General features: G+C 50.0%; 18 protein-coding genes. 12 read left to right on the top strand and 6 right to left on the bottom strand.

Going from position 1 to position 20,490, the window contains the following annotated elements:
- Positions 1 to 15: 15 nt before the first annotated feature.
- From LPA26_RS01865 to LPA26_RS01890, 6 genes are all read right to left on the bottom strand, one after another.
- Positions 16 to 1,476: a bifunctional 2-methylcitrate dehydratase/aconitate hydratase gene (locus tag LPA26_RS01865; protein ID WP_229007114.1), complete on the bottom strand. Its 1,461-nt coding sequence runs from the start codon at positions 1,474 to 1,476 to the stop codon at positions 16 to 18.
- 144 nt (positions 1,477 to 1,620) lie between these two features.
- Positions 1,621 to 2,787, bottom strand: coding sequence for a 2-methylcitrate synthase (prpC, locus tag LPA26_RS01870; RefSeq protein ID WP_229008312.1), 1,167 nt, complete (start codon positions 2,785 to 2,787; stop codon positions 1,621 to 1,623).
- An 18-nt stretch (positions 2,788 to 2,805) separates the two neighbouring features.
- Complete coding sequence (gene prpB, locus LPA26_RS01875; RefSeq protein ID WP_229007115.1) at positions 2,806 to 3,684, bottom strand: methylisocitrate lyase; 879 nt, start codon at positions 3,682 to 3,684, stop codon at positions 2,806 to 2,808.
- 24 nt (positions 3,685 to 3,708) lie between these two features.
- A complete protein-coding gene (locus LPA26_RS01880; protein ID WP_229007116.1) occupies positions 3,709 to 4,707 on the bottom strand; it encodes a CoA ester lyase in 999 nt (332 codons plus the stop codon).
- Positions 4,708 to 4,709: 2 nt separating this feature from the next.
- The gene (locus LPA26_RS01885; protein ID WP_229007117.1) at positions 4,710 to 5,768 is read right to left on the bottom strand and encodes a MaoC family dehydratase; all 1,059 of its coding nucleotides are present in this window, start codon (positions 5,766 to 5,768) and stop codon (positions 4,710 to 4,712) included.
- A 37-nt stretch (positions 5,769 to 5,805) separates the two neighbouring features.
- Complete coding sequence (locus LPA26_RS01890) at positions 5,806 to 6,687, bottom strand: CoA ester lyase (RefSeq protein ID WP_200937006.1); 882 nt, start codon at positions 6,685 to 6,687, stop codon at positions 5,806 to 5,808.
- Positions 6,688 to 6,888: 201 nt separating this feature from the next.
- Here LPA26_RS01890 and LPA26_RS01895 point away from each other — a divergent pair, with 201 nt between their 5' ends.
- The 12 genes from LPA26_RS01895 (at position 6,889) to acnB (ending at position 20,317) form a co-directional block, all read left to right on the top strand.
- Positions 6,889 to 7,623 carry a GntR family transcriptional regulator gene (locus LPA26_RS01895; RefSeq protein WP_055831433.1) on the top strand — a complete coding sequence of 245 codons (735 nt, stop codon included), beginning with the start codon at positions 6,889 to 6,891 and terminating at the stop codon, positions 7,621 to 7,623.
- A 130-nt stretch (positions 7,624 to 7,753) separates the two neighbouring features.
- Complete coding sequence (locus LPA26_RS01900) at positions 7,754 to 8,956, top strand: malic enzyme-like NAD(P)-binding protein (protein ID WP_229007118.1); 1,203 nt, start codon at positions 7,754 to 7,756, stop codon at positions 8,954 to 8,956.
- Positions 8,957 to 8,963: 7 nt separating this feature from the next.
- Positions 8,964 to 9,356, top strand: coding sequence for a succinate dehydrogenase, cytochrome b556 subunit (gene sdhC / locus LPA26_RS01905; RefSeq protein ID WP_229007119.1), 393 nt, complete (start codon positions 8,964 to 8,966; stop codon positions 9,354 to 9,356).
- Positions 9,357 to 9,392: 36 nt separating this feature from the next.
- Positions 9,393 to 9,746: a succinate dehydrogenase, hydrophobic membrane anchor protein gene (gene sdhD, locus LPA26_RS01910; RefSeq protein ID WP_229007120.1), complete on the top strand. Its 354-nt coding sequence runs from the start codon at positions 9,393 to 9,395 to the stop codon at positions 9,744 to 9,746.
- A gap of 27 nt (positions 9,747 to 9,773) precedes the next feature.
- Positions 9,774 to 11,543, top strand: coding sequence for a succinate dehydrogenase flavoprotein subunit (gene sdhA / locus LPA26_RS01915; protein WP_229007121.1), 1,770 nt, complete (start codon positions 9,774 to 9,776; stop codon positions 11,541 to 11,543).
- A 1-nt stretch (position 11,544) separates the two neighbouring features.
- Positions 11,545 to 12,291 (top strand): succinate dehydrogenase iron-sulfur subunit, encoded by a 747-nt coding sequence (locus tag LPA26_RS01920; protein ID WP_055830957.1) that lies wholly within the window; start codon positions 11,545 to 11,547, stop codon positions 12,289 to 12,291.
- A gap of 9 nt (positions 12,292 to 12,300) precedes the next feature.
- The gene (locus tag LPA26_RS01925; protein WP_055830959.1) at positions 12,301 to 12,603 is read left to right on the top strand and encodes a succinate dehydrogenase assembly factor 2; all 303 of its coding nucleotides are present in this window, start codon (positions 12,301 to 12,303) and stop codon (positions 12,601 to 12,603) included.
- Positions 12,600 to 13,730, top strand: coding sequence for a CoA ester lyase (locus LPA26_RS01930; RefSeq protein ID WP_229007122.1), 1,131 nt, complete (start codon positions 12,600 to 12,602; stop codon positions 13,728 to 13,730). The genes LPA26_RS01925 and LPA26_RS01930 overlap by 4 nt, the downstream gene beginning before the upstream one ends.
- A 213-nt stretch (positions 13,731 to 13,943) precedes the next feature.
- Positions 13,944 to 15,593 (top strand): acyl-CoA synthetase, encoded by a 1,650-nt coding sequence (locus LPA26_RS01935; RefSeq protein ID WP_229007123.1) that lies wholly within the window; start codon positions 13,944 to 13,946, stop codon positions 15,591 to 15,593.
- 39 nt (positions 15,594 to 15,632) lie between these two features.
- On the top strand, positions 15,633 to 17,138 hold the full coding sequence (locus tag LPA26_RS01940; RefSeq protein WP_229007124.1) for a fumarate hydratase: 1,506 nt from the start codon (positions 15,633 to 15,635) through the stop codon (positions 17,136 to 17,138).
- A 146-nt stretch (positions 17,139 to 17,284) separates the two neighbouring features.
- A complete protein-coding gene (locus tag LPA26_RS01945) occupies positions 17,285 to 17,563 on the top strand; it encodes a hypothetical protein (protein WP_229007125.1) in 279 nt (92 codons plus the stop codon).
- 174 nt (positions 17,564 to 17,737) lie between these two features.
- Positions 17,738 to 20,317 (top strand): bifunctional aconitate hydratase 2/2-methylisocitrate dehydratase, encoded by a 2,580-nt coding sequence (gene acnB / locus LPA26_RS01950; RefSeq protein WP_229007126.1) that lies wholly within the window; start codon positions 17,738 to 17,740, stop codon positions 20,315 to 20,317.
- Positions 20,318 to 20,490 lie beyond the last annotated feature (173 nt).

Below are 20,490 nucleotides of genomic sequence, written 5' to 3' on the forward strand. Positions count from 1 at the left end.
TAAATGCAGTTGAGTCTAAAGTGCCAGCATATCTACAAATTGGTGAACGGAGGTTTTTTCCAGTGCTTTCTGGTCCTGGCAAAGCGTTAATATCTCCGATTGTTTTTTTTCATCAAACCGACGAGCCAGATTCACTTTGAATTTCTTTACTAATTCGGGGATACCTTCTTCACGGCGGCGACGATGACCAATCGGGTACTCAACGGCAATATTGCTGGATTGAGTACCGTCTTTAAAAAAGATCTGGATGGCATTGGCGATTGAGCGTTTTTCCGGGTCCAGGTAATCGCGCGTGTACTCAGCTTTTTCCACACAAGTCATTTTATCGCGCAAGGCATCGATACGAGGATCAGCAGCTGCTTCATCTTCGTAGTCCAGAGCTGTCAGTTTACCTTTCAACAAGCCAACTGCAGCCATGTATTGGATGCAGTGGTCGCGGTCAGCAGGGTTATTCATCGGTCCCGATTTATCAATGATGCGTATGGCTGATTCATGCGTGGTGATGACGATTTTTTCAATATTACTGATATCTTCCAGGGATTGCAGACGGTTTCCAACTTCTTTATTTAACTGGAAAGCACTTTCCACAGCGGTTTGTGCATGAAATTCTGCTGGAAAAGAAATCTTGAACAGCACTTGCTCCATGACATAGCTCCCGTATGGACGCTGGAATTTAAAAGCATTACCTTTAAACAACACATCATAGAAACCCCAGGTTTTGGCGGTGAGCGCACTTGGATAGCCCATTTCACCTTGCAGCGTCATCCAGGCCAGGCGCACCGCACGAGAGGTGGCATCACCGGCAGCCCAGGATTTACGAGAGCCTGTATTCGGGCTATGTCTGTAAGTGCGCAGGCTCTGGCCATCGACAAATGCGTTGGAAACAGCATTGATAATATCTTGCTTTTTACCACCAAGCAGTTTGGTGACCACAGCGGTAGAAGCAATCTTAACCAGGATAACGTGGTCCAGTCCTACGCGGTTAAAGCTGTTTTCCAGCGCCAGTACACCCTGGATTTCGTGCGCCTTGATCATTGCTGTCAGCACCTCCTTCATGGTTAGCGGAGCCTTGCCTTCAGCTACATTTTTGCGTGAAATATAATCTGCTGAGGCCAGGATGCCGCCTAGATTATCGGAAGGATGTCCCCATTCGGCGGCCAGCCAGGTATCATTGAAATCCAGCCAGCGGATCATGGCGCCAATATTGAATGCCGCCAGAATCGGGTCCAACTGGTAGGACGTGCCTGGTACTTTTGCACCGTTAGGTACTATTGTGCCTGTAATCACTGGCCCCAGCAATTTGGTACACGCTGGATAATCTAATGCTTCAAACCCGCAACCCAGTGTATCCATCAGGCAGTTACGCGCTGTATCGTAAGCTTCGGCAGAGTCAATCTCAAAATCTGCCACGTAATTGGCGATATCGACAATCACCTGATCCGGATCCGGGCGTACATTAGAAATATGGGCTGACATAGTTATTACCTTTATCAATAGGTTAAAAGTGAATCAATTGCTGCTTGTGATTCGTTAATATTTAAATTTTGACGCACCTTGGTCTTGATGCTCTATGTGTTAAAGCAACGGGAAGAACTAAAGATGCAGGTCAAAAGTGCGTGATTAACGCTGTTTAATAGGAACAAAAGGCCTGTTATCCGGCCCGTTATATTCCGCATTAGGGCGAATAATTTTGTTATCAATACGCTGTTCAATGGCGTGTGCAACCCAACCGGTGGTGCGGGAGATCACAAAGATAGGCGTAAACATGCCGGTAGGAATGCCCATCATGTGATAGCTGGAAGCGCTGTACCAGTCCAGATTGGGGAACATTTTCTTTTCACGCCACATGGTTTCTTCAATGCGGGCAGAAATATCGAACAGTTTCAGATTGCCAGCGTCTTCTCCCAGTGAGCGGCTGACTTCCTTGATGGATTCATTCCTTGGATCGGCAATGGTATAGACCGGATGCCCAAAACCAATAATGATTTCCTTACGCGCCATGCGCGCCATGATGTCAGCCTCGGCTTCATCCGGATTGTTGTAGCGCTCGATGATTTCCATTGCCGCTTCATTGGCACCGCCATGCTTGGGCCCACGCAAGGCGCCAATCGCACCCGTGACACAGGAATACAGGTCAGACAAGGTGCCGGCAATCACCCGCGCGGTAAATGTGGAAGCATTGAACTCATGTTCCGCATACAGTACCAGGGATGTATTCATGGCTTTAATATGCAGTTCAGAAGGTTTTTTTCCGTGCAGGATATGCAGGAAATGTGCGGCAATCGAGTCATCATCGGTTTCTACCTCAATGCGTGTACCGCTCTGGCTGAAGTGGTACCAGTACACCAGAATAGAACCGAAACAGGCAATCAGCCTGTCGCCAAGTGCTTGTGCGCCTTCGATATTCCGGTCTGTAGCTTCCGGTTCCAGCGTGCCTAGCATTGAGCAGCCGGTGCGCATGACATCCATAGGGTGCGCATCGGCAGGAATCTGTTCCAGTACGGCTTTCAGTGCACTGGGCAGGCCGCGCAGCTTTTTGAGCTTTTGATGATATTGCGTGAGTTGTGCCTGGGTGGGCAGCTCGCCGTAAATCAGCAAGTAGGCGACTTCTTCAAAGGTAGCATGTGTTGCCAGCTCGATAATATCGTAACCGCGGTAGTGCAAGTCATTGCCACTATGGCCAACGGTGCAAATAGCTGTTGTGCCAGCCGCGACACCTGCCAGGGCAACACCTTTCTTGCGTTTGGGTGCTTCCGTAGACGTGTTTAAATCAGTAGGTGTATTCATCATGATCTCCAGGAGCCCTTATTGCTTGAAAAGGGCGTCGAGTTTTTCTTCAAAGGCGTGATAACCGAGATGGTTATACAGGTCGGCGCGCGTTTGCATCAGGTCCAGTACGTTTTTCTGTGTGCCATCCTTGCGCACACCCTGATAGACGGTGAGGGCTGCCTGGTTCATGGCGCGGAAAGCAGAGAGCGGATATAGCACCATGCCCACGCCTGCCGTTGCCAATTCATCTACCGTAAACAATGGCGTTGCGCCAAATTCGGTGATATTCGCCAGTACCGGCACTTTGACCGCTTCAACGAATTGCTGGTACATCTTCAAGTCGGTCATGGCTTCCGGAAAAATCATATCGGCACCGGCTTCTACACAAGCACTCGCGCGATCTATGGCTGATTGCAGCCCTTCCACCGCTAAAGCATCGGTACGCGCCATCACCACAAAATCATCATAAGGTTTGGCATCCACTGCTGCTTTTACGCGGTCTACCATTTCATCCAGACTGACGATGGCCTTGTTGGGCCTGTGTCCGCAACGTTTGGCGCTGACCTGGTCTTCAATATGCACTGCAGCCGCACCGGCTTTAGCCACGCTTTTAATGGTACGGGCAATATTGAAAGCACCGCCAAACCCGGTATCAATATCTACCAATAATGGCGTCTCCACCGCGTCAGTGATACGACGGACATCAATCAGCACATCTTCCAGCGTGGAAATACCTAAATCCGGCAAACCAAGCGAACCGGCCGCTACACCGCCACCAGACAGGTAAATGGCTTTAAAGCCGCTCTGCGTCGCCAGCATGGCGTGATAGGCATTAATCGCACCTATGATTTGTAACGGTTGTTCTGTCGCCAGCGCAGCACGGAAGCGTGCACCTGGCGTAAGAGATTGAATCATGATCAAGTTTTCCTGTTTGCCGGGTTAGAAAAAAGCTGTTTCAGCTTCAGCTGGCATAGCTACGCCGGTTTGCTTGGCTTTCTGCAACACCTCCCAGAAGTATCGGTAGGTGGCGCGGTCGTGTAATTCCCCGGCGTACTGAATCGGGCCCCAATCAGCGGCTTGTGCCGTAAGCAGGATATTAGCCGCATCACTGACTTCGTCAAAATTAGGTTTCATGGCATCGACAATGGCCTGGATCTGCGTCGGGTAAATACTCCACATGCGCATGAACCCGAATTCATTGCGGGCGCGGTAGGCATCGCTGTAAGTCACTTCCGCATTTTTTAAATCAAGGGTGACGTTATGCGCTGGCACTACCCCATTTGCCAGCGCGGCGGAAACGACTTCGCTTTTGGCGCGTGCTAGCAATTGATGGTCAAACTGCCCCGGACTACGCATGGCGGTGGCCGGAATCGCACCGTGATGGGCACTGACAAAATCCATTAAACCGAAATCCAGTACCTGCAACCATGGTAGTTGCGCAATCTCATGCACCTGGCGCAGGGCACCATGTGTTTCAATCAGCAAATGTACGGGAATTTCGCGCTCTATGCCGTGCTGTTTGGCAACCTGCTGAATATAGGCAATCATTTCCTGTGCCTGAGAGATATCCGTGCATTTGGGAATCGTCAGGTAGCTCAATACCTGGCCGGCACCACCAACCAGGATATCAATATCTTTTTTCCAGTGCGGATGAGTGTAGTCATGGATACGCGCGCCCGCCATCTTGTGCTGGTTGGCTTCAGAATTCAGGATACGCACTATCATTTCTGCATGTGCTTGTTCCTGGCCACTGGCAGCGCCATCTTCGCAATCGCAAGTGATATCGAATACCGGGCCTGCGCCATTTGGGTTCGCCGGGTCCTGCATGGACAATGCTTTTAAAATCAGTTTTTCACTGCCGGCAAAATGTTCACAGGCCGGGATCACGGGAAAGGGTTTTTCACCGCCAAACAAAGCCTGATTTGGATGGACCGCCATCATCAATTTCCTTTTCGTGGAATAAGTATCGTGTAATCGAGATCGAGCACCACATGCGGGTGATAGCCCTGCGTGGTTTTAATATTTTCCAAAGTGGTCGGCGGCATGTTTTTAACACCCACCATACGCAAGCGTAATGCACCCAGTTCAGGATGGGGCAAGGGCCATTTGTCCAATACCTTGGTCAGGCAGTAAATGGTGTCACCGGCATAACTCGGATTGGCATGAGTACCGCCATTGATCGCCAGAATGGAAATGGCATTTTCCAGGCCCTCATAACTGAGCGCGCGGCATGCGGAAATCACCACGCCACCATAGACCAGACGTTTGCCTTGTGGCGTGCTTTTCATCAGGTGTGCGTCAAAATGCAGGCGGGCATTATTCTGGTATAAGTGCGTGGCCAGGGTATGGTCGGTCTCATTGATAGTCAGGCCGGAAGGATGGCGCATACATTCTCCCACCTCGTAGTCATCCCACCAGTATTTGCCACCGGTGGCGACGCCCAGGTCATTTTGCAACTTGAAGTGAGTGGGCAAAGCCAATGATTCAGCGGAGACAAATTCCGGTAATTCTGGAACAGTGGTTTCCGGGGCAGGGGCCTCATGATTCTTTTTTTGTACCATGACCCAGCGTACCCAGCTGAGCACAGGTTGTTGATGCTGGTTGACAGTAGTGGAACGTACCCAGACCACGCCATTTTTACCGCTGGAATTTTGTTTCAGGCCTATCACCTCGCTGGAAGTTGCGAGTGTGTCACCTACATAGACTGGCTGCAGAAAGCGGACATCAGCATAGCCCAGATTGGCAACCGCATTGACTGACACATCCGGCACTGTTTTACCAAAGGCGATATGAAAAGCCAGTAAGTCATCAATCGGCGTTGTCGGATAGCCTAATGCCTGCGCCAGAGGCTCACAGCAATGCAGCGGGTTGCGCGCACCGGTCAGCGCGATATAAAGCGCGCTATCCCCTGCAGTAATAGTGCGAGGGGTCGCGTGCTGGATGACTTCGTGCAGTTTGAAGTCTTCGAAGAAACGGCCTGCAGAAATTTTGCTTTGCATGGTGTCCTCCTTTAAAACTTTTCAGTAGGGTTAAGCATTAAATAAACTCTTCTTCCAGTTCGCTGATGGCTTCTGCCAGCTGAATTAATCGTTGTGCTGCTTTGATATGGTGATGCTCAACCAGTTTATCGTTAACTACCACAGTACCTCGGCCCGCTTCATTGGCTTCTTTCAAGGCTTTAATAATCAGGCGCGCATGTTCAACTTCGCTGCGTTGTGGAGTGTAAGCGTCATTGCAATAAGCTATCTGCGCCGGGTGTACCAGGGACTTGCCATCCATGCCGATATCCCGGCCTATGCGACAGGCGTATTCAAATGAATGCATATTCTTGAAATCGCTGGTAATACCATCAATGACGCCTTTACCATAAGCACGTGCGGCAAGGATTACCAGTGATAATGAAGTCAGGATAGCAGAACGTTCGTGCGTGACACGTGCATGTAACTGCGAAATCAGGTCTGAGGTGGCCATCACCATGCAGATCACACGTTCGGAAGCAGCGGCGATTTCCTTCGCATTCAATACCGCCAGCGGGCTTTCTATCATCACCATCATGGGCACGTCTTTGCCACCGGCGGCGTCCAGTAATTGTTGCGCCCGCAATACATCTTCACGGGATTCTATATTAGGAAACAGGATGGCATCGGCGCCAACATTAGCCACGGCCTGGATGTCATCGTGACCCCAGATTGAATCCAGGTCGTTGACGCGGATGACGACTTCTCGTTTGCCGTAACCACCCTGTTTGACAGCCTGAACCACATTGTCACGCGATTGCAGTTTGGCATCGATCAGGATCGGGTCACCCAGGTCCAGGATGACTGAATCCGCCGCCAGTGTGCGTGCACGTTCCAGGTAGTGCGTATTGCATCCTGGCACATACAGCATGGAGCGTCTGGGTCTGAGTGGATAGGGCATTATTTTTCCTTGTTAGGGAGATTTCACTGAATTATTGATGATAAAATTTTGTCTGTCAATGAATATCTTATGTCTTATATAAGATATAAAACAGTGGACATCTGAGTTTTGTCTGTGGTATAAATTAATTAAGCATGGCGGAATAAAGTTTTTCGCATATCAGAAAATGAATATAGCGTTTACCTGGAGCGTTTACCAATGATGGATAAGCAGTTTGCATCGGCGAGTTACAGACCCTTATATGATCAGATTAAGGTGTTGATTACGCAAAGTCTGATAGGTGGTGAATGGCGCCCGGGCGATATGATCCCCAGCGAGATTGACCTTGCACAACGCTATAAAGTAAGCCAGGGCACGGTGCGTAAAGCCATTGATAGCCTGGCGACTGAAAATATCCTGATCCGCCGCCAGGGTAAAGGCACGTTTGTCGCTACCCATAACCAGGATGACGTGAAATTGCGTTTTTTAAGATTGACGGCAGAAAATGGCCAGAAAGAGTTGCTGCAAAACGAGTTTCTCTCCTGTATCAAGAGTAAAGCCAACGCGCATATCGGCAAAGTATTAGAAATCAAGGCTGGTGCAACCACTATTGAAGTAAAGCGTCTGTTAACGTTTTCCGGTCGCCCCCTGATTTATGACCATATTGTGGTGCCAGCTGCCCCATTCAAAGGCCTGAACCGTGCCAAGGTTGAAGAAAGCAATGGTTCTATGTATAGCATGTACGAGTCGCAATTTGGCATTCGCATGATACGGGCGGAAGAACGCATTAAAGCCGTGGCGGCAGATGCTGAAGTGGCGAAAGCGCTGGGTTTGAAAGAAGGGTATCCACTACTGAGTATTGAACGGGTGTCGTTTACTTATGGCGATAAACCTATGGAGTGGCGGTTCGGGTTGTGTCTGACTGATGATCACCACTATATGAGTGAGTTGGAATGATTAAAAATTCTTCATTAGCTGTGTTGAATTTCGCTGGCCGTGCTATTCGCACTGTCTGCGCTCATTCCTTGTTACTGAAATTTTTGAATCATTTTATTAATAAAGCCAGGGCAATATTAAGGAAAAATCAATGGACGATTTAAAAAAACGCGCACTGGATTACCATCAGTTTCCCAAGCCGGGAAAACTGAGCGTTGAATCGTCCAAACCATGCGCCACCCAGCAGGATTTGTCACTGGCTTATACGCCTGGTGTAGCCGAGCCGGTGCGTGAAATCGAGGCAGACCCAGCCAATGCTTACAAATATACCAATAAGGGCAACTTGATTGCCGTGATTACCGATGGTACGGCGGTGCTGGGACTCGGCAATGTGGGCGCACTTGCAGGCAAGCCGGTGATGGAAGGAAAAGCCGTATTGTTCAAGCGTTTTGCCGGGATTGATGTGTTTGATATAGAAGTGAATGCAGCAACGCCGGATGATTTTATCCAGACAGTAGTAAATATTGCCCCTACGTTTGGGGGCATTAACCTTGAGGATATTGCAGCACCGCACTGTTTCTATATTGAAAATGAGTTGAAAAAACGCCTGGATATTCCGGTATTTCATGACGACCAGCATGGCACTGCAGTCATTGTTGCGGCAGCATTGCTGAATGCCCTTGAACTACAGGGCAAAGCTTTGCCTAACGTCAAAATAGTGTTTTTAGGCGCAGGCGCGGCTGGTTGTTCTTGTGCGAAATTGCTTAAGTTAATGGGCGCGACAAATATCATCATGGTTGATCGCAAAGGGGTGCTGGATACTTCACGTGATGATTTGCATGATAATAATCATGAGTTGGCCGTTGCGCCAACAGATGCCAAAACATTGGCAGATGTCATACCCGGTGCCGATGTATTTATTGGCGTGTCCGCTAAAGATGGCCTGCCCCCAGCACTGGTTACCGAAATGGCGGCAAAGCCTGTGATCTTTGCACTGGCGAATCCGGATCCTGAAATCTTGCCTGACCAGGTATTTGCACTACGCGATGACGTTATCATGGCGACCGGCCGCAGTGATTTTCCCAATCAGGTAAACAATGCCTTGTGTTTCCCTTATCTGTTCCGCGGCGCGCTTAATGCACAAGCGAAACAGATTACAGAAGAAATGAAAGTCGCGGCCGCTAAAGCATTAAGCGCGCTGGCACGTGAGCCGGTGCCGCAACAGGTGCTGGATGCTTACCAGTTGAAATCACTCTCATTCGGTAAGGATTACATTATTCCTAAACCATTTGATCCTCGGCTAATGGAGTTTGTCGCTGGCGCTGTGGCGCAGGCGGCCAACTCAGGTAAATGAAGACAGTATGATTATTAAAAAACCAAAAAAACAACGGCCCAAAAACCTCAATCTGTTCACCATTCGTTTGCCAGTCAATGCGGTGGTGTCGATTATGCATAGGGCCAGTGGTGTAGTGCTGTTTCTGATACAGCCGTTGATGTTATGGGCACTGTATCTCTCGCTGCGCAATGAGCAAGGTTACTCCGATGTATCCATGCAGCTGCAGCAATGGCCGGTAAAGCTGCTGTTGACTGGTTTGGCCTGGGCTTTCTTTCATCATTTTTACGCTGGTCTCCGGCATTTGGCAATGGACGTGCACTGGATGACTACTTTGCAAAAAGCAAGATTCTCCAGCCGCGTGGTATTGGGTTTGGTGGCGGCGACCATGTTGTTTGTGATATTCGCTATCTGGAAATAAGTTTGGAATATTCTTTTTGCAGATTGAGTCTCAGCCATGCTTTTTGAACTGCTGACCGCAAAGTACCCTGGTATGCGGCTGTGGTTGACACAGCGCTTGTGTGCATTGTCCATGGTGGCGGGTTTACTGCTGTTTTGGATGCGTGTGTTATGGCTGGCACCGCAGGATTACGCTGGCTGGGTGGCTGTATTTGCACCTTGGTGGTGGCGTTTGCTCAGTGTTTGGTTTTTTATCTGTATGTTGCTGCATGCCTGGCTGGGCGTACGAGATGTATTGCGTGACTACGTACCGCATTTAGGTATTCGGGTGGTGTTGCAATGGGTAGTCAATCTCGCTGTGTCCGGGAACGCATTAGCAGTGGTATGGATTTTGTTTGCAATGAAGTTTTAAGGTGATGGGCATGACTGGGTTAACAATATGACTGCAAGTAATATTCAGCATCACAAGGTAGATGCCGTCATCATCGGTGGTGGTGGTGCCGGCTTGCGCGCCGCGTTACAGCTGGCTGAGTCTGGTGCAGATGTCGCTGTGCTATCCAAAGTATTTCCTACCCGGTCGCATACAGTGGCTGCACAAGGCGGCATTGCGGCAGCTTTGGGTAATGTCTCTGATGACAATTGGCTGTGGCATATGTATGACACGATCAAAGGTTCTGATTACCTGGGCGACCAGGATGCCATCGAGTTTATGTGCCGCAATGCCGCCAAGGCGATTATTGAGCTCGAACATTTTGGCATGCCGTTTGACCGGCTGGAGAATGGCCGTATCTTCCAGCGCCCGTTTGGCGGCATGACGCGTAACTTCGGCGAACAGCCGATTTCCCGCACCTGTGCTGTGGCTGACCGTACCGGGCACGCCATGCTGCATACCTTGTACCAGCGTAATGTGAAAGCCAACACCCAGTTTTTAATCGAATGGTTCGCGCTGGATCTTATCCGTGACAGTGATGGCGATGTACTTGGCGTCATCGCTTTGGAAATAGAAACCGGTGATATCCATGTCATTCATGCCAAGGCAACCATGCTGGCCACCGGCGGTGGGGGCCGTATTTTCCAGGCCAGTACCAATGCGTTTATCAATACCGGCGATGGCCTGGGGATGGCGGCGCGGGCTGGCTTGCCGTTGCAGGATATGGAGTTCTGGCAGTTTCACCCGACTGGTGTACTCAATGCCGGTGTGCTGATCACTGAGGGCGTACGTGGCGAGGGCGGTTACCTGGTTAACAGTGAAGGCGAGCGTTTTATGGAGCGTTACGCGCCAACCGCCAAAGACCTCGCCGGCCGGGATGTGGTTGCACGTGCAATGGCGACTGAAATCAAAGACGGTCGCGGTGTAGGTAAATATAAAGACGCTGTCTACCTTAAGCTGGACCATCTGGGCGAAGACATTATCAATAAACGTCTGCCCGGTATCCGCGAAATTGCCAAAACCTTTGCCGGGGTAGACCCGATAGTCGCACCTATTCCGGTCGTGCCGACCGCACACTACATGATGGGCGGAATTCCAACTAACCTGGATGGCCAGGTAGTGATCCACGATGGCGAATCTGAACGTGTGGTGAATGGCCTGTATGCGGTGGGGGAATGTGCCTGTGTATCGGTGCATGGTGCCAACCGCCTGGGTTCTAATTCATTGCTGGACCTGGTGGTATTCGGCAAGGCCGCTGGCGACAAAATGGCGGCAGATATTGCTAGCAGCCAATTACACAAACATTTGCCAGCCAATGCAGAGGAAGCCACCCTTGCACGCGTGCACCGCCTGGAAAGTCATTCAGACGGAGAGAATGTAGCCGACACCGGGCACGCCATGCGCCAGGTGATGCAAAAACATTGTGGCGTATTCCGCTTTCCGGAATTACTGGAAACTGGTGTCAGTGCGATTGAACAAGTCGCCAGGCAGGCAGCGCATCTGCGTATCACAGACAAGAGCAAAGTATTCAATACCGCCCGCGTGGAAGCGCTCGAACTTGATAACCTGATGCAAGTGGCAATGGCAACCATGAGTGCCGCACATGCGCGACAGGAAAGCCGTGGCGCACATGCGCGCGCAGATTTCCCGGAACGCGATGATACTAAATGGTTAATGCATTCACTATATTTTGCCAGTGAACAAAAGCTGATTTATAAACCGGTGCGCTTGCAGCCGCTGAGCGTTGAAACATTTGCGTTGAAGAAAAGGGTGTATTGATATGCGCTTCTCCATCTACCGGTTTAATCCGGACGTAGACAAAAAACCTTACATGCAGGACTACGATATTGCACTGGAAGACAGCGACCAGATGCTGCTGGACGCACTCATGCGTGTGAAAGCGCTGGATGATACGTTGAGTATGCGTAAATCGTGCCGCGAAGGCGTATGCGGCAGTGATGCCATGAATATCAATGGCAAAAACGGACTGGCCTGTATTACCAAGCTGGAAGATTTGCAGGAGCCGGTAGTGTTGCGCCCTATGCCGGGCTTGCCGGTAATCCGCGATCTGGTGGTCGATATGACGCAGTTTTTTGAGCACTACAACTCGGTGATGCCCTATCTGCAAAATCACGAGTCGCCGCCGGAAACCGAGCGCCTGCAAAGCCCTGAAGACCGGGCCAAGCTGGATGGGCTGTATGAATGTATTTTATGCGGAGCCTGTACCACCTCATGTCCCAGTTTCTGGTGGAATCCGGATAAATTTGTTGGCCCTGCCGGATTATTGCAAGCCTATCGTTTTATTGCTGATAGCCGCGATCAGGAGCAGGAAGCGCGTTTGGAAAACCTGGAAGACCCTTACCGTTTATACCGCTGCCATAACATCATGAACTGTACCGATGTCTGCCCGAAAAAACTCAATCCGAATGCCGCGATTGCAGCCATCAAGGATTTGAAAATCGAGAATGTTAAAGCGCACAAGCAGGATGCGCCGGGCAAAAAAATCTTTGGTATCAAAGTGCTTTAAGGAGTGGACATGTTGAATGCGGAAATCTTACGAGAGGCAGAACAACGACGACTGGCCTGGCGCTGCCGCCGTGGCATGCTGGAACTGGATATCGTATTGCAGCGTTTTGTCAGCGAACATTTTAATGGACTGACCCTCGCAGAAATGGCACAGCTGGATACGCTCCTGGAATTGCCGGACAACGTGTTCTGGGAGTTGATACAAGAGGTAAAAACTCAAGCATCAGCCACAAAATCACTGGCTAAAGAGTACACAGCCGTGTTGCAGAAATTAAGGGAAAGCCGGCCATCGGCAGAACAGGAAACTGCATGATTCAGCATATGGGGGAAGAGCCAATCGCGCTGGACGCCAGCGCCTTGGGTGATTACTGGCCCGGGATCCAGTTGTATTATCCGCCGGTGAAATATGCGCCCAGCCTGGGTATTTATGAAGATATGGAGCAGGCAGCTAACCGTATGGTCAAGCATGCCCATTTCACTAATGCGCACACCCTGATTTTTGACCTGGAAGATGGCTGTAGACAGAAGGAAATGAGCCGGACTTTATTACGTCAGGAACTGCCAAAGCTGCGTAAAGTTAACGAGCGCGTGACAATTGCGATTCGTGCCAATTCTTTCCGTACTGATGAGTATGAAGAGGACATGAAACTGGTGCGCGACATGGACGAGTATATCGATGTCGTGATGCTGGCTAAAGCAGGGGAGTCCTATGGCGCAGCAGAAGTACGCGACTTATCCAGTTTCCTGATCAGCATTAACCCACACATCACTATCCAGCCGATTATCGAGCACCCTAAATCGCTCAAAATCGCGCCTGACTTGATGCAGTACGACACGGTAAAACATGTGGTATTCGGTATCCATGACTTCTCCAAAGCCCTGGGCATACACATCACGCCGGAACACTGGATAGAAGAGCTGTTTTACTTTATCAACCAGATGATTTTTGAAGCCAGGATTGCCGGTAAAGGGGTGATTGGGGGCGTGGAAACATTAATAGGCAGCAATATCATGCCGGACAAGTTTGTTGAGCCGCATGATGTGCGCCGCTGGCTGGACCTGCATGGTGATAACGAGTCGAGAGTGGTGTACAAGCATGCTTGCCAGGAAGCCGCGATGGGCCTGACCGGTAAGCAGGTGATACATCCTGGCCATATTCATTTATGCAAAACCGCCTACACGCCGTCACCTACTGAAATTAACAAGAAAGTGGCGATTTTAAAGGCAGCGATTGAAGCGGATGCTTTACTGGGTGGCGCAATCAAGTTTGATGGTGAAATGCTGGATCCACCTATGTTTGGTAAGGCCTTGCAGACATTGTTGCGGGCGCATGCATTAAGGGCGTTGAAGACCAGTGATATGGAGTTTGCTTTGCATGTACTGCAATTGATGCCGGCGCAAGTAGTACGCCAGAACTGGCCCTATGGCATTCTGCTTTAATCAATGGCTGCGCAGGCGAATCACGGCGTTGCGCGGTACTCGAAATCCTCATGTACTCGAGTACATTCCGGTTTCTGCGTGCCGTGCGTCTTGTGCTTCATCCCGCTCGCTCATTGATAGGAGTGATGATTATTTAAAAGGCATTTCCAAAAGAAATGCGTATGACGCGTGATAACAACCCTGCACGCTTAGAGATTCAGGAAAGGTTTTGAGATGACACAGTTAGCACCTTATCCACAATGGCAATGGGATATCCCCGAGCTGTTCAATATTGGCGTCGCTTGTAGCGACCGCCATTTGGGAACTGCCAAGGCTGACGAGATTGCCATGATTGTGGAGGATGATACCTTCGGTACCAGCACGATTACCTTTGCTGAACTGGCGGAGCAGACGGACAGGTTTGCGCAAGTGTTGCGTGACCTTGGTGTTACCGCAAGGGATCGCATCCTGATTCGTTTGCCAAATAGTCTGGATTATCCGATAGCCTTTTTGGGGGCAATGAAAACCGGAGCGATTTCGGTGCCGACATCGACATTGTTAACTGCTCAAGAAGTGGCTTATTTAGCTAAGGATTCAGGAGCTGTCGTCTTGGTCACGGATGCTGCTGCCTGGGCAACCATGTCTGCCAAAATGCAGGAAAATATCGCACAGACGCCTAACCTCAAGCATATTCTGCTGACACAATTGACTGATGAGGCAGTTGCTTCAACTGTTGTCAATGTATTGTCATTACAAACCGCTTTGGCTGAAGCCACAGAAGCACAGGCTGCTTATGCTACGCGCGCTGAAGACCCTGCTTACCTGGTCTATACCTCAGGCACGACCGGTTATCCTAAAGGCGTGTTACACGCGCACCGTGCCTTGCTTGGGCGCCAGCCAGCGGCAGATTACTGGTTTAATTACAGTGACCAGTTGCAAGACCGCATTATGCATTCCGGCAAATTCAACTGGACTTATGTGTTAGGCACCGGCCTGATGGATCCTTTGTATCTGGGTAAAACCGTGATTGTGCATGAAGGTAAGAACGACGCACAAAAATGGCTGGACTTGATTGCCAAGCATAAAGCGACCATTTTTATCGGTGTACCAACGATTTATCGCCAGTTATTGCAGAAAACCACCGCTACACAAGCGGATATTCCAAGCGTTCGCCACTATATGAGCGCTGGTGAGCATTTGTCCGATGAAGTGTTGGTGCAATGGCGTGAACGTTTTGGGCTGGATATCTATGAAGCGGTGGGTATGAGCGAGTTTTCCTATTACTTGTCGCAAAGTATTTACCGGCCCATACGCGCGGGATCGGCTGGTTTTCCGCAGCCTGGGCATGATCTGGTGTTGTTGAATCCGGAAACACGGGAACCGGTCGTGGCAGGTGAAGAGGGCATGATTTGTGTGCCTGAGTCTGATCCCGGGCTGTTCCTGAGTTATTGGAATCTGCCGGAAGAAACCGTCAAATACAAACATGATGGTTATTTCTTCACCGGTGACTATGCTAAATACGACGCTGATGGCTACATCTGGTTCCTGGGGCGCAAGGATGACATCATCAAGAGCTTTGGCTACCGCGTCTCGCCTTACGAGATTGAGCGAGTTTACAAAGGCCATCCTGCCGTGGCGGATTGTGCCGCGATTGGTGAAGAGATTGAGAAAGACAAATTGCTGGTGGTGATCTATGTGATACCTAAGCCGGAGTGTGAAGTGCATGCAGATGAACTGATCGCCTTTGGCAAGCAACACCTGGCCGCTTACAAAACACCGAAAACGGTTTACCTGGCTAAGGAATTTCCACGCACTAAAAATGGTAAAATTCTACGTAAAGATGTTGGACCGGCGATTGCCTACATGAAAAGCAACGCCCGCTAACGATAACAATCATTTCAAGAACACCTATATCGAAAAACCATGGCCCTGATCAAGACCCAGGATTTTATCGAGAGTATTGCAGACGCCTTGCAATATATCTCCTACTACCACCCGGAAGATTACATCCGGGCCTTGGCCGTGGCTTACGAAAAAGAGCAGTCGCCTGCCGCGAAAGATGCGATTGCACAGATTTTGACGAATTCTCGGATGTGCGCAGAAGGCAAGCGTCCCTTGTGCCAAGATACCGGCATTGTGGTTGCTTTCGTGAAAGTCGGTATGCAAACGCAGTTTGAAGGCGATATGACAGTTGCAGAAATGGTGAACGAAGGTGTGCGCCGTGCTTACCTGCATCCGGAAAATACCTTGCGGGCTTCTATTGTCAATGATCCGGCCGGCGCGCGTAAAAACACTAAAGACAATACACCTGCCATTACCCATATTGAAATGGTTGCAGGCGACACTGTCGATATCCAGATTGCGGCCAAAGGCGGCGGCTCGGAAAATAAATCCAAATTGGCAATGCTTAACCCTAACGACAGTATTGTCGATTGGGTGATGGAAGTAGTCCCAAAGATGGGTGCTGGCTGGTGCCCGCCTGGTATGCTGGGTATAGGCATAGGTGGCAGTGCGGAAAAAGCCATGCTGCTTGCTAAAGAGTCATTGATGGAGCCGATTGATATCCAGGAGTTACAAGCCCGCGGCGCCCAAAATAAAATCGAAGAACTGCGGCTGGAATTGTATGAAAAGGTCAACCAATTAGGTATAGGCGCGCAAGGCCTGGGTGGCTTGACCACGGTGCTGGATGTGAAAATCCTGGATTACCCGACCCATGCCGCCAGTTTGCCGGTGGCGATTATTCCGAATTGTGCAGCCACACGCCACGTGCACTTTACGCTGGATGGTTCCGGTGTGGCAGAATTGGTGCCGCCAAACCCTGATGTATATCCGGATGTGCATTGGGCACCAAGCCCGCAAGCTATCCGTGTTAATCTGGAGACGGTGACGCAAGAAGAAACCCAAACCTGGAAAAACGGCGATACATTGCTGCTGACCGGTAAAATACTGACCGGGCGCGATGCCGCACACAAACGCATTAAAACCATGCTGGAAAAAGGCGAGCGACTACCAGTAGATTTCAACAACCGTTTTATTTATTACGTCGGCCCGGTTGATGCGGTCCGTGATGAAGCCGTTGGCCCGGCTGGACCAACCACTGCCACGCGTATGGATAGTTATACGAATATGATGCTGAATACCGGCCTGTTAGGTTCGATCGGCAAAGCGGAGCGTGGTGAACAGGCGCTGAAAGAAATCGCCAAACATAAGTCCGTTTATCTGATGGCTGTAGGCGGTGCCGCGTATTTAGTGAGCAAAGCCATTAAGAAATCCCGGGTACTGGCCTTTGCAGACTTGGGCATGGAAGCGATTTATGAGTTTGATGTGGTGGACATGCCGGTGACTGTTGCTGTGAGTGCGAATGGCGAGTCTGTGCATAATACCGGCCCGGCACACTGGAAGAAAAAAATTGCCCTGCTTGCTGTGTAAGACATACAAAAACATTGTGAGTGATATCACTGAACATAAGCACGATTTGGTAAAAGATACGTCATACAACTAAGCGCATAAATGAGGGTGGTATGATAAAAATGAACACTGGGGTTTTACAATATTCACTTGCATGGGCAGGGCTGATGTTCATATTTAGCCTGCCCGGGCATGCCGAATCGGCGCTGGATTATTTCACAGATAAAGATGGGCGCTACAGCGGACCATCACTCGAACAACAGGTAGCTTTAATGGATACGGATCGCAACGGCTTTGCCGATGTGTTTGAAGTACGTGCCTATCTGGAAAAGCAGCATGGCAAAGGCTACCAGAAAGAATTGCTGGATAAATGGGAGTCATCTGCCTATGGAAAAAGTTGCAGTACCCCGTTTGCCAAAGAGTTATATGGAGACCGCACTCAATAGTCAGTTCGCTTAAGTGCAGATTTATTAACGGCTGAAAGAATGTTACACACAATTAACATTATGCCGAGTGGGCTGAATTATAATGACAAGCTACTTCGCGGTTAGCCAATAACGCTGGCCCAGCATAACCAGTTTCAAGCATTACAACTTAAGTTTATTGATAGAGCTCACATCATGTTACAAGCATACGACACCCACGTAAAAGAACGCGCCGCGCAAAACTTGCCTCCCTTACCCCTCAATCCCGAGCAGGTAGCCGGACTGGTGGAGTTATTAAAAAGTCCGCCAGAAGGTCAAGAGGCATTATTGGTTGATCTGCTTGAAAACCGTATTCCTGCAGGGGTAGACCAGGCAGCGTATGTGAAAGCGGCATTCCTGGCCGATATAGCCAATGGCAAAGCGCATTCTCGTTTGGTTAGCCCTGAAAAAGCGGTAGAGCTACTGGGCACTATGCTGGGTGGCTACAACGTGCAGGCCCTGGTTGCACTGCTGGATACCCCCTTGGCAGCCCATGCCGTGAAAGCGTTATCAACCACTATCCTGATGTTTGATGCCTTTCATGATGTAGAAGAGAAAATGAAGGCGGGTAACCTGCATGCAAAAGCATTGATCACTTCATGGGCCAATGCTGAGTGGTTCACCAGCCGGCCAGCGCTGGCAGAAGAAATCAAGCTGGTGGTGTTCAAGCTGGATGGCGAGACCAATACTGATGACTTAAGCCCGGCGCAAGATGCCTGGAGCCGTCCGGATATTCCTTTGCATGCCAAAGCCATGCTGGTGAATCGCATGACTGACGGTCTCACTGTGATCGAAAACCTCAAGCAAAAAGGTTTGCCATTGGCTTATGTAGGTGACGTAGTCGGTACTGGCTCTTCACGTAAATCTGCCATTAACTCAGTGCAATGGTGGATGGGTGACGACATTCCATTTATCCCTAACAAGCGTACCGGTGGCGTGGTCATCGGCAGCAAGATAGCGCCTATCTTTTTTAACACCGCTGAAGATTCCGGTGCCTTACCGATTCAATGTGATGTTTCCGAGCTGAATACTGGTGATGTGATCGTGATTAAACCCTATGAAGGCAAAGTACTGTCTGAGGCGGGTGCATTACTTTCTACTTTTGAAATGAACCCGATTACCTTACCTGACGAAGTGCGTGCTGGTGGCCGTATTCCGCTAATTATTGGTCGCGGCCTGACTTCTAATGCACGCAAGGCCTTGAGCCTGCCGGACACTGATGTTTTCATCAAATCGATTCCAGCCAAAGATACTGGTAAAGGTTATACCCTGGCACAGAAAATGGTCGGCCGTGCGTGCGGTTTGCCAGAAGGCTTCGGCGTACGCCCGGGCACATATTGCGAACCAAAAGCGACCACGGTGGGTTCTCAGGATACCACTGGAGGTATGACGCGTGATGAGTTGAAAGAACTGGCTTGCCTGGGCTTTAGTGCCGACCTTGTTATGCAGAGTTTCTGTCATACCGCAGCTTATCCAAAGCCGGTCGATATCAAACTGCAACACGAGTTGCCCGAGTTTATGTCCAGCCGTGGTGGCGTCAGTTTACGCGCTGGTGATGGCGTCATTCACTCCTGGTTAAATCGCTTGATTTTGCCGGATACGGTCGGAACCGGTGGTGACTCACATACCCGTTTCCCGATTGGCATCAGTTTCCCGGCCGGTTCAGGCCTAGTGGCATTTGCCGCGGCTACCGGCGCGATGCCCCTGGATATGCCAGAATCGGTACTGGTGCGCTTTAAAGGTGAAATGCAACCTGGGATTACCTTGCGTGACCTGGTGAATGCAATTCCTTATGCCGCGATCAAAGAAGGCACATTGACCGTAGGCAAACAGGGTAAGAAAAACGTATTTAATGGCCGTGTGCTGGAAATTGAAGGCTTGCCAGACCTGAAAGTCGAACAGGCTTTTGAGCTGGCGGATGCTTCAGCCGAGCGTTCTGCCAATGGTTGTACCGTGCTGCTGAATAAAGAACCGGTGATCGAATTCCTGAATTCCAACATTGTGCTGATGCAGAACATGATTGAAAACGGTTATGCCGATGCTCGCACACTGGAGCGCCGTATCGCCAGCATGAAAGCGTGGCTGGCGAAACCGAAACTGTTGCAACCGGATAGCGACGCCGAATATGCACATGTGATTGAGATTGACTTGGCAGACATCAAAGAGCCATTGGTGGCATGCCCGAATGACCCTGACGACATCAAACCATTATCCGCTGTCGTGGGGGACAAAATTGATGAAGTCTTTATCGGTAGCTGCATGACCAATATTGGCCACTACCGCGCCGCCGGTAAAGTGCTGGAAGGCGCTGGCAGCATCCCAACGCGCTTGTGGATTGCCCCGCCGACACGTATGGATGAAGCACAATTACGAGCAGAAGGTGTGTATTCCACCTTTGGTGTTGCCGGCGCGCGTACTGAAATCCCGGGTTGCTCGCTATGTATGGGTAACCAGGCGCGCGTGGCCGATAAAGCTACGGTATTCTCTACCTCTACCCGTAACTTTGATAACCGCATGGGTAAAGATGCACGCGTCTACCTGGGTTCTGCCGAGTTGGCCGCGGTGTGCGCAAAATTAGGCAGGATGCCGACGGTACAAGAGTACCTGGATACATTGGGTTCCAAACTCAGCAATACCGCCGAGATTTACAAATACCTTAACTTTGACCAGATGACACAATACGCAGACTCACTGCAAAATGTGAAGAAAATCATACCGATACAAGAAACAGCCTAGCCGTTTCAATAGTTATGCAAAAAGGGAGCCCAGGCTCCCTTTTTTGTTTTAAATCGAACGCATCCTTGCAACTGTAAAACCTGTATAGCCCACTTCAGTTTTGATTATGATGTATTTACCGGCGTAAGTTATCTGATGCGCACGCGTCACCTTATGTTGAGTTTATTCACCAC

This window comes from Methylophilus sp. Leaf408 (assembly GCF_916856905.1).
Lineage (GTDB): Bacteria > Pseudomonadota > Gammaproteobacteria > Burkholderiales > Methylophilaceae > Methylophilus.

Excerpts from the sequence above, each read along its gene's own strand:
- LPA26_RS01865 (WP_229007114.1), bottom strand. The coding sequence starts at position 1,476 with ATGTCAGCCCATATTTCTAATGTACGCCCGGATCCGGATCAGGTGATT.
- prpC (WP_229008312.1), bottom strand. The coding sequence starts at position 2,787 with ATGAATACACCTACTGATTTAAACACGTCTACGGAAGCACCCAAACGC.
- prpB (WP_229007115.1), bottom strand. The coding sequence starts at position 3,684 with ATGATTCAATCTCTTACGCCAGGTGCACGCTTCCGTGCTGCGCTGGCG.
- LPA26_RS01880 (WP_229007116.1), bottom strand. The coding sequence starts at position 4,707 with ATGGCGGTCCATCCAAATCAGGCTTTGTTTGGCGGTGAAAAACCCTTT.
- LPA26_RS01885 (WP_229007117.1), bottom strand. The coding sequence starts at position 5,768 with ATGCAAAGCAAAATTTCTGCAGGCCGTTTCTTCGAAGACTTCAAACTG.
- LPA26_RS01890 (WP_200937006.1), bottom strand. The coding sequence starts at position 6,687 with ATGCCCTATCCACTCAGACCCAGACGCTCCATGCTGTATGTGCCAGGA.
- LPA26_RS01895 (WP_055831433.1), top strand. The coding sequence starts at position 6,889 with ATGGATAAGCAGTTTGCATCGGCGAGTTACAGACCCTTATATGATCAG.
- LPA26_RS01900 (WP_229007118.1), top strand. The coding sequence starts at position 7,754 with ATGGACGATTTAAAAAAACGCGCACTGGATTACCATCAGTTTCCCAAG.
- sdhC (WP_229007119.1), top strand. The coding sequence starts at position 8,964 with ATGATTATTAAAAAACCAAAAAAACAACGGCCCAAAAACCTCAATCTG.
- sdhD (WP_229007120.1), top strand. The coding sequence starts at position 9,393 with ATGCTTTTTGAACTGCTGACCGCAAAGTACCCTGGTATGCGGCTGTGG.
- sdhA (WP_229007121.1), top strand. The coding sequence starts at position 9,774 with ATGACTGCAAGTAATATTCAGCATCACAAGGTAGATGCCGTCATCATC.
- LPA26_RS01920 (WP_055830957.1), top strand. The coding sequence starts at position 11,545 with ATGCGCTTCTCCATCTACCGGTTTAATCCGGACGTAGACAAAAAACCT.
- LPA26_RS01925 (WP_055830959.1), top strand. The coding sequence starts at position 12,301 with ATGTTGAATGCGGAAATCTTACGAGAGGCAGAACAACGACGACTGGCC.
- LPA26_RS01930 (WP_229007122.1), top strand. The coding sequence starts at position 12,600 with ATGATTCAGCATATGGGGGAAGAGCCAATCGCGCTGGACGCCAGCGCC.
- LPA26_RS01935 (WP_229007123.1), top strand. The coding sequence starts at position 13,944 with ATGACACAGTTAGCACCTTATCCACAATGGCAATGGGATATCCCCGAG.
- LPA26_RS01940 (WP_229007124.1), top strand. The coding sequence starts at position 15,633 with ATGGCCCTGATCAAGACCCAGGATTTTATCGAGAGTATTGCAGACGCC.
- LPA26_RS01945 (WP_229007125.1), top strand. The coding sequence starts at position 17,285 with ATGTTCATATTTAGCCTGCCCGGGCATGCCGAATCGGCGCTGGATTAT.
- acnB (WP_229007126.1), top strand. The coding sequence starts at position 17,738 with ATGTTACAAGCATACGACACCCACGTAAAAGAACGCGCCGCGCAAAAC.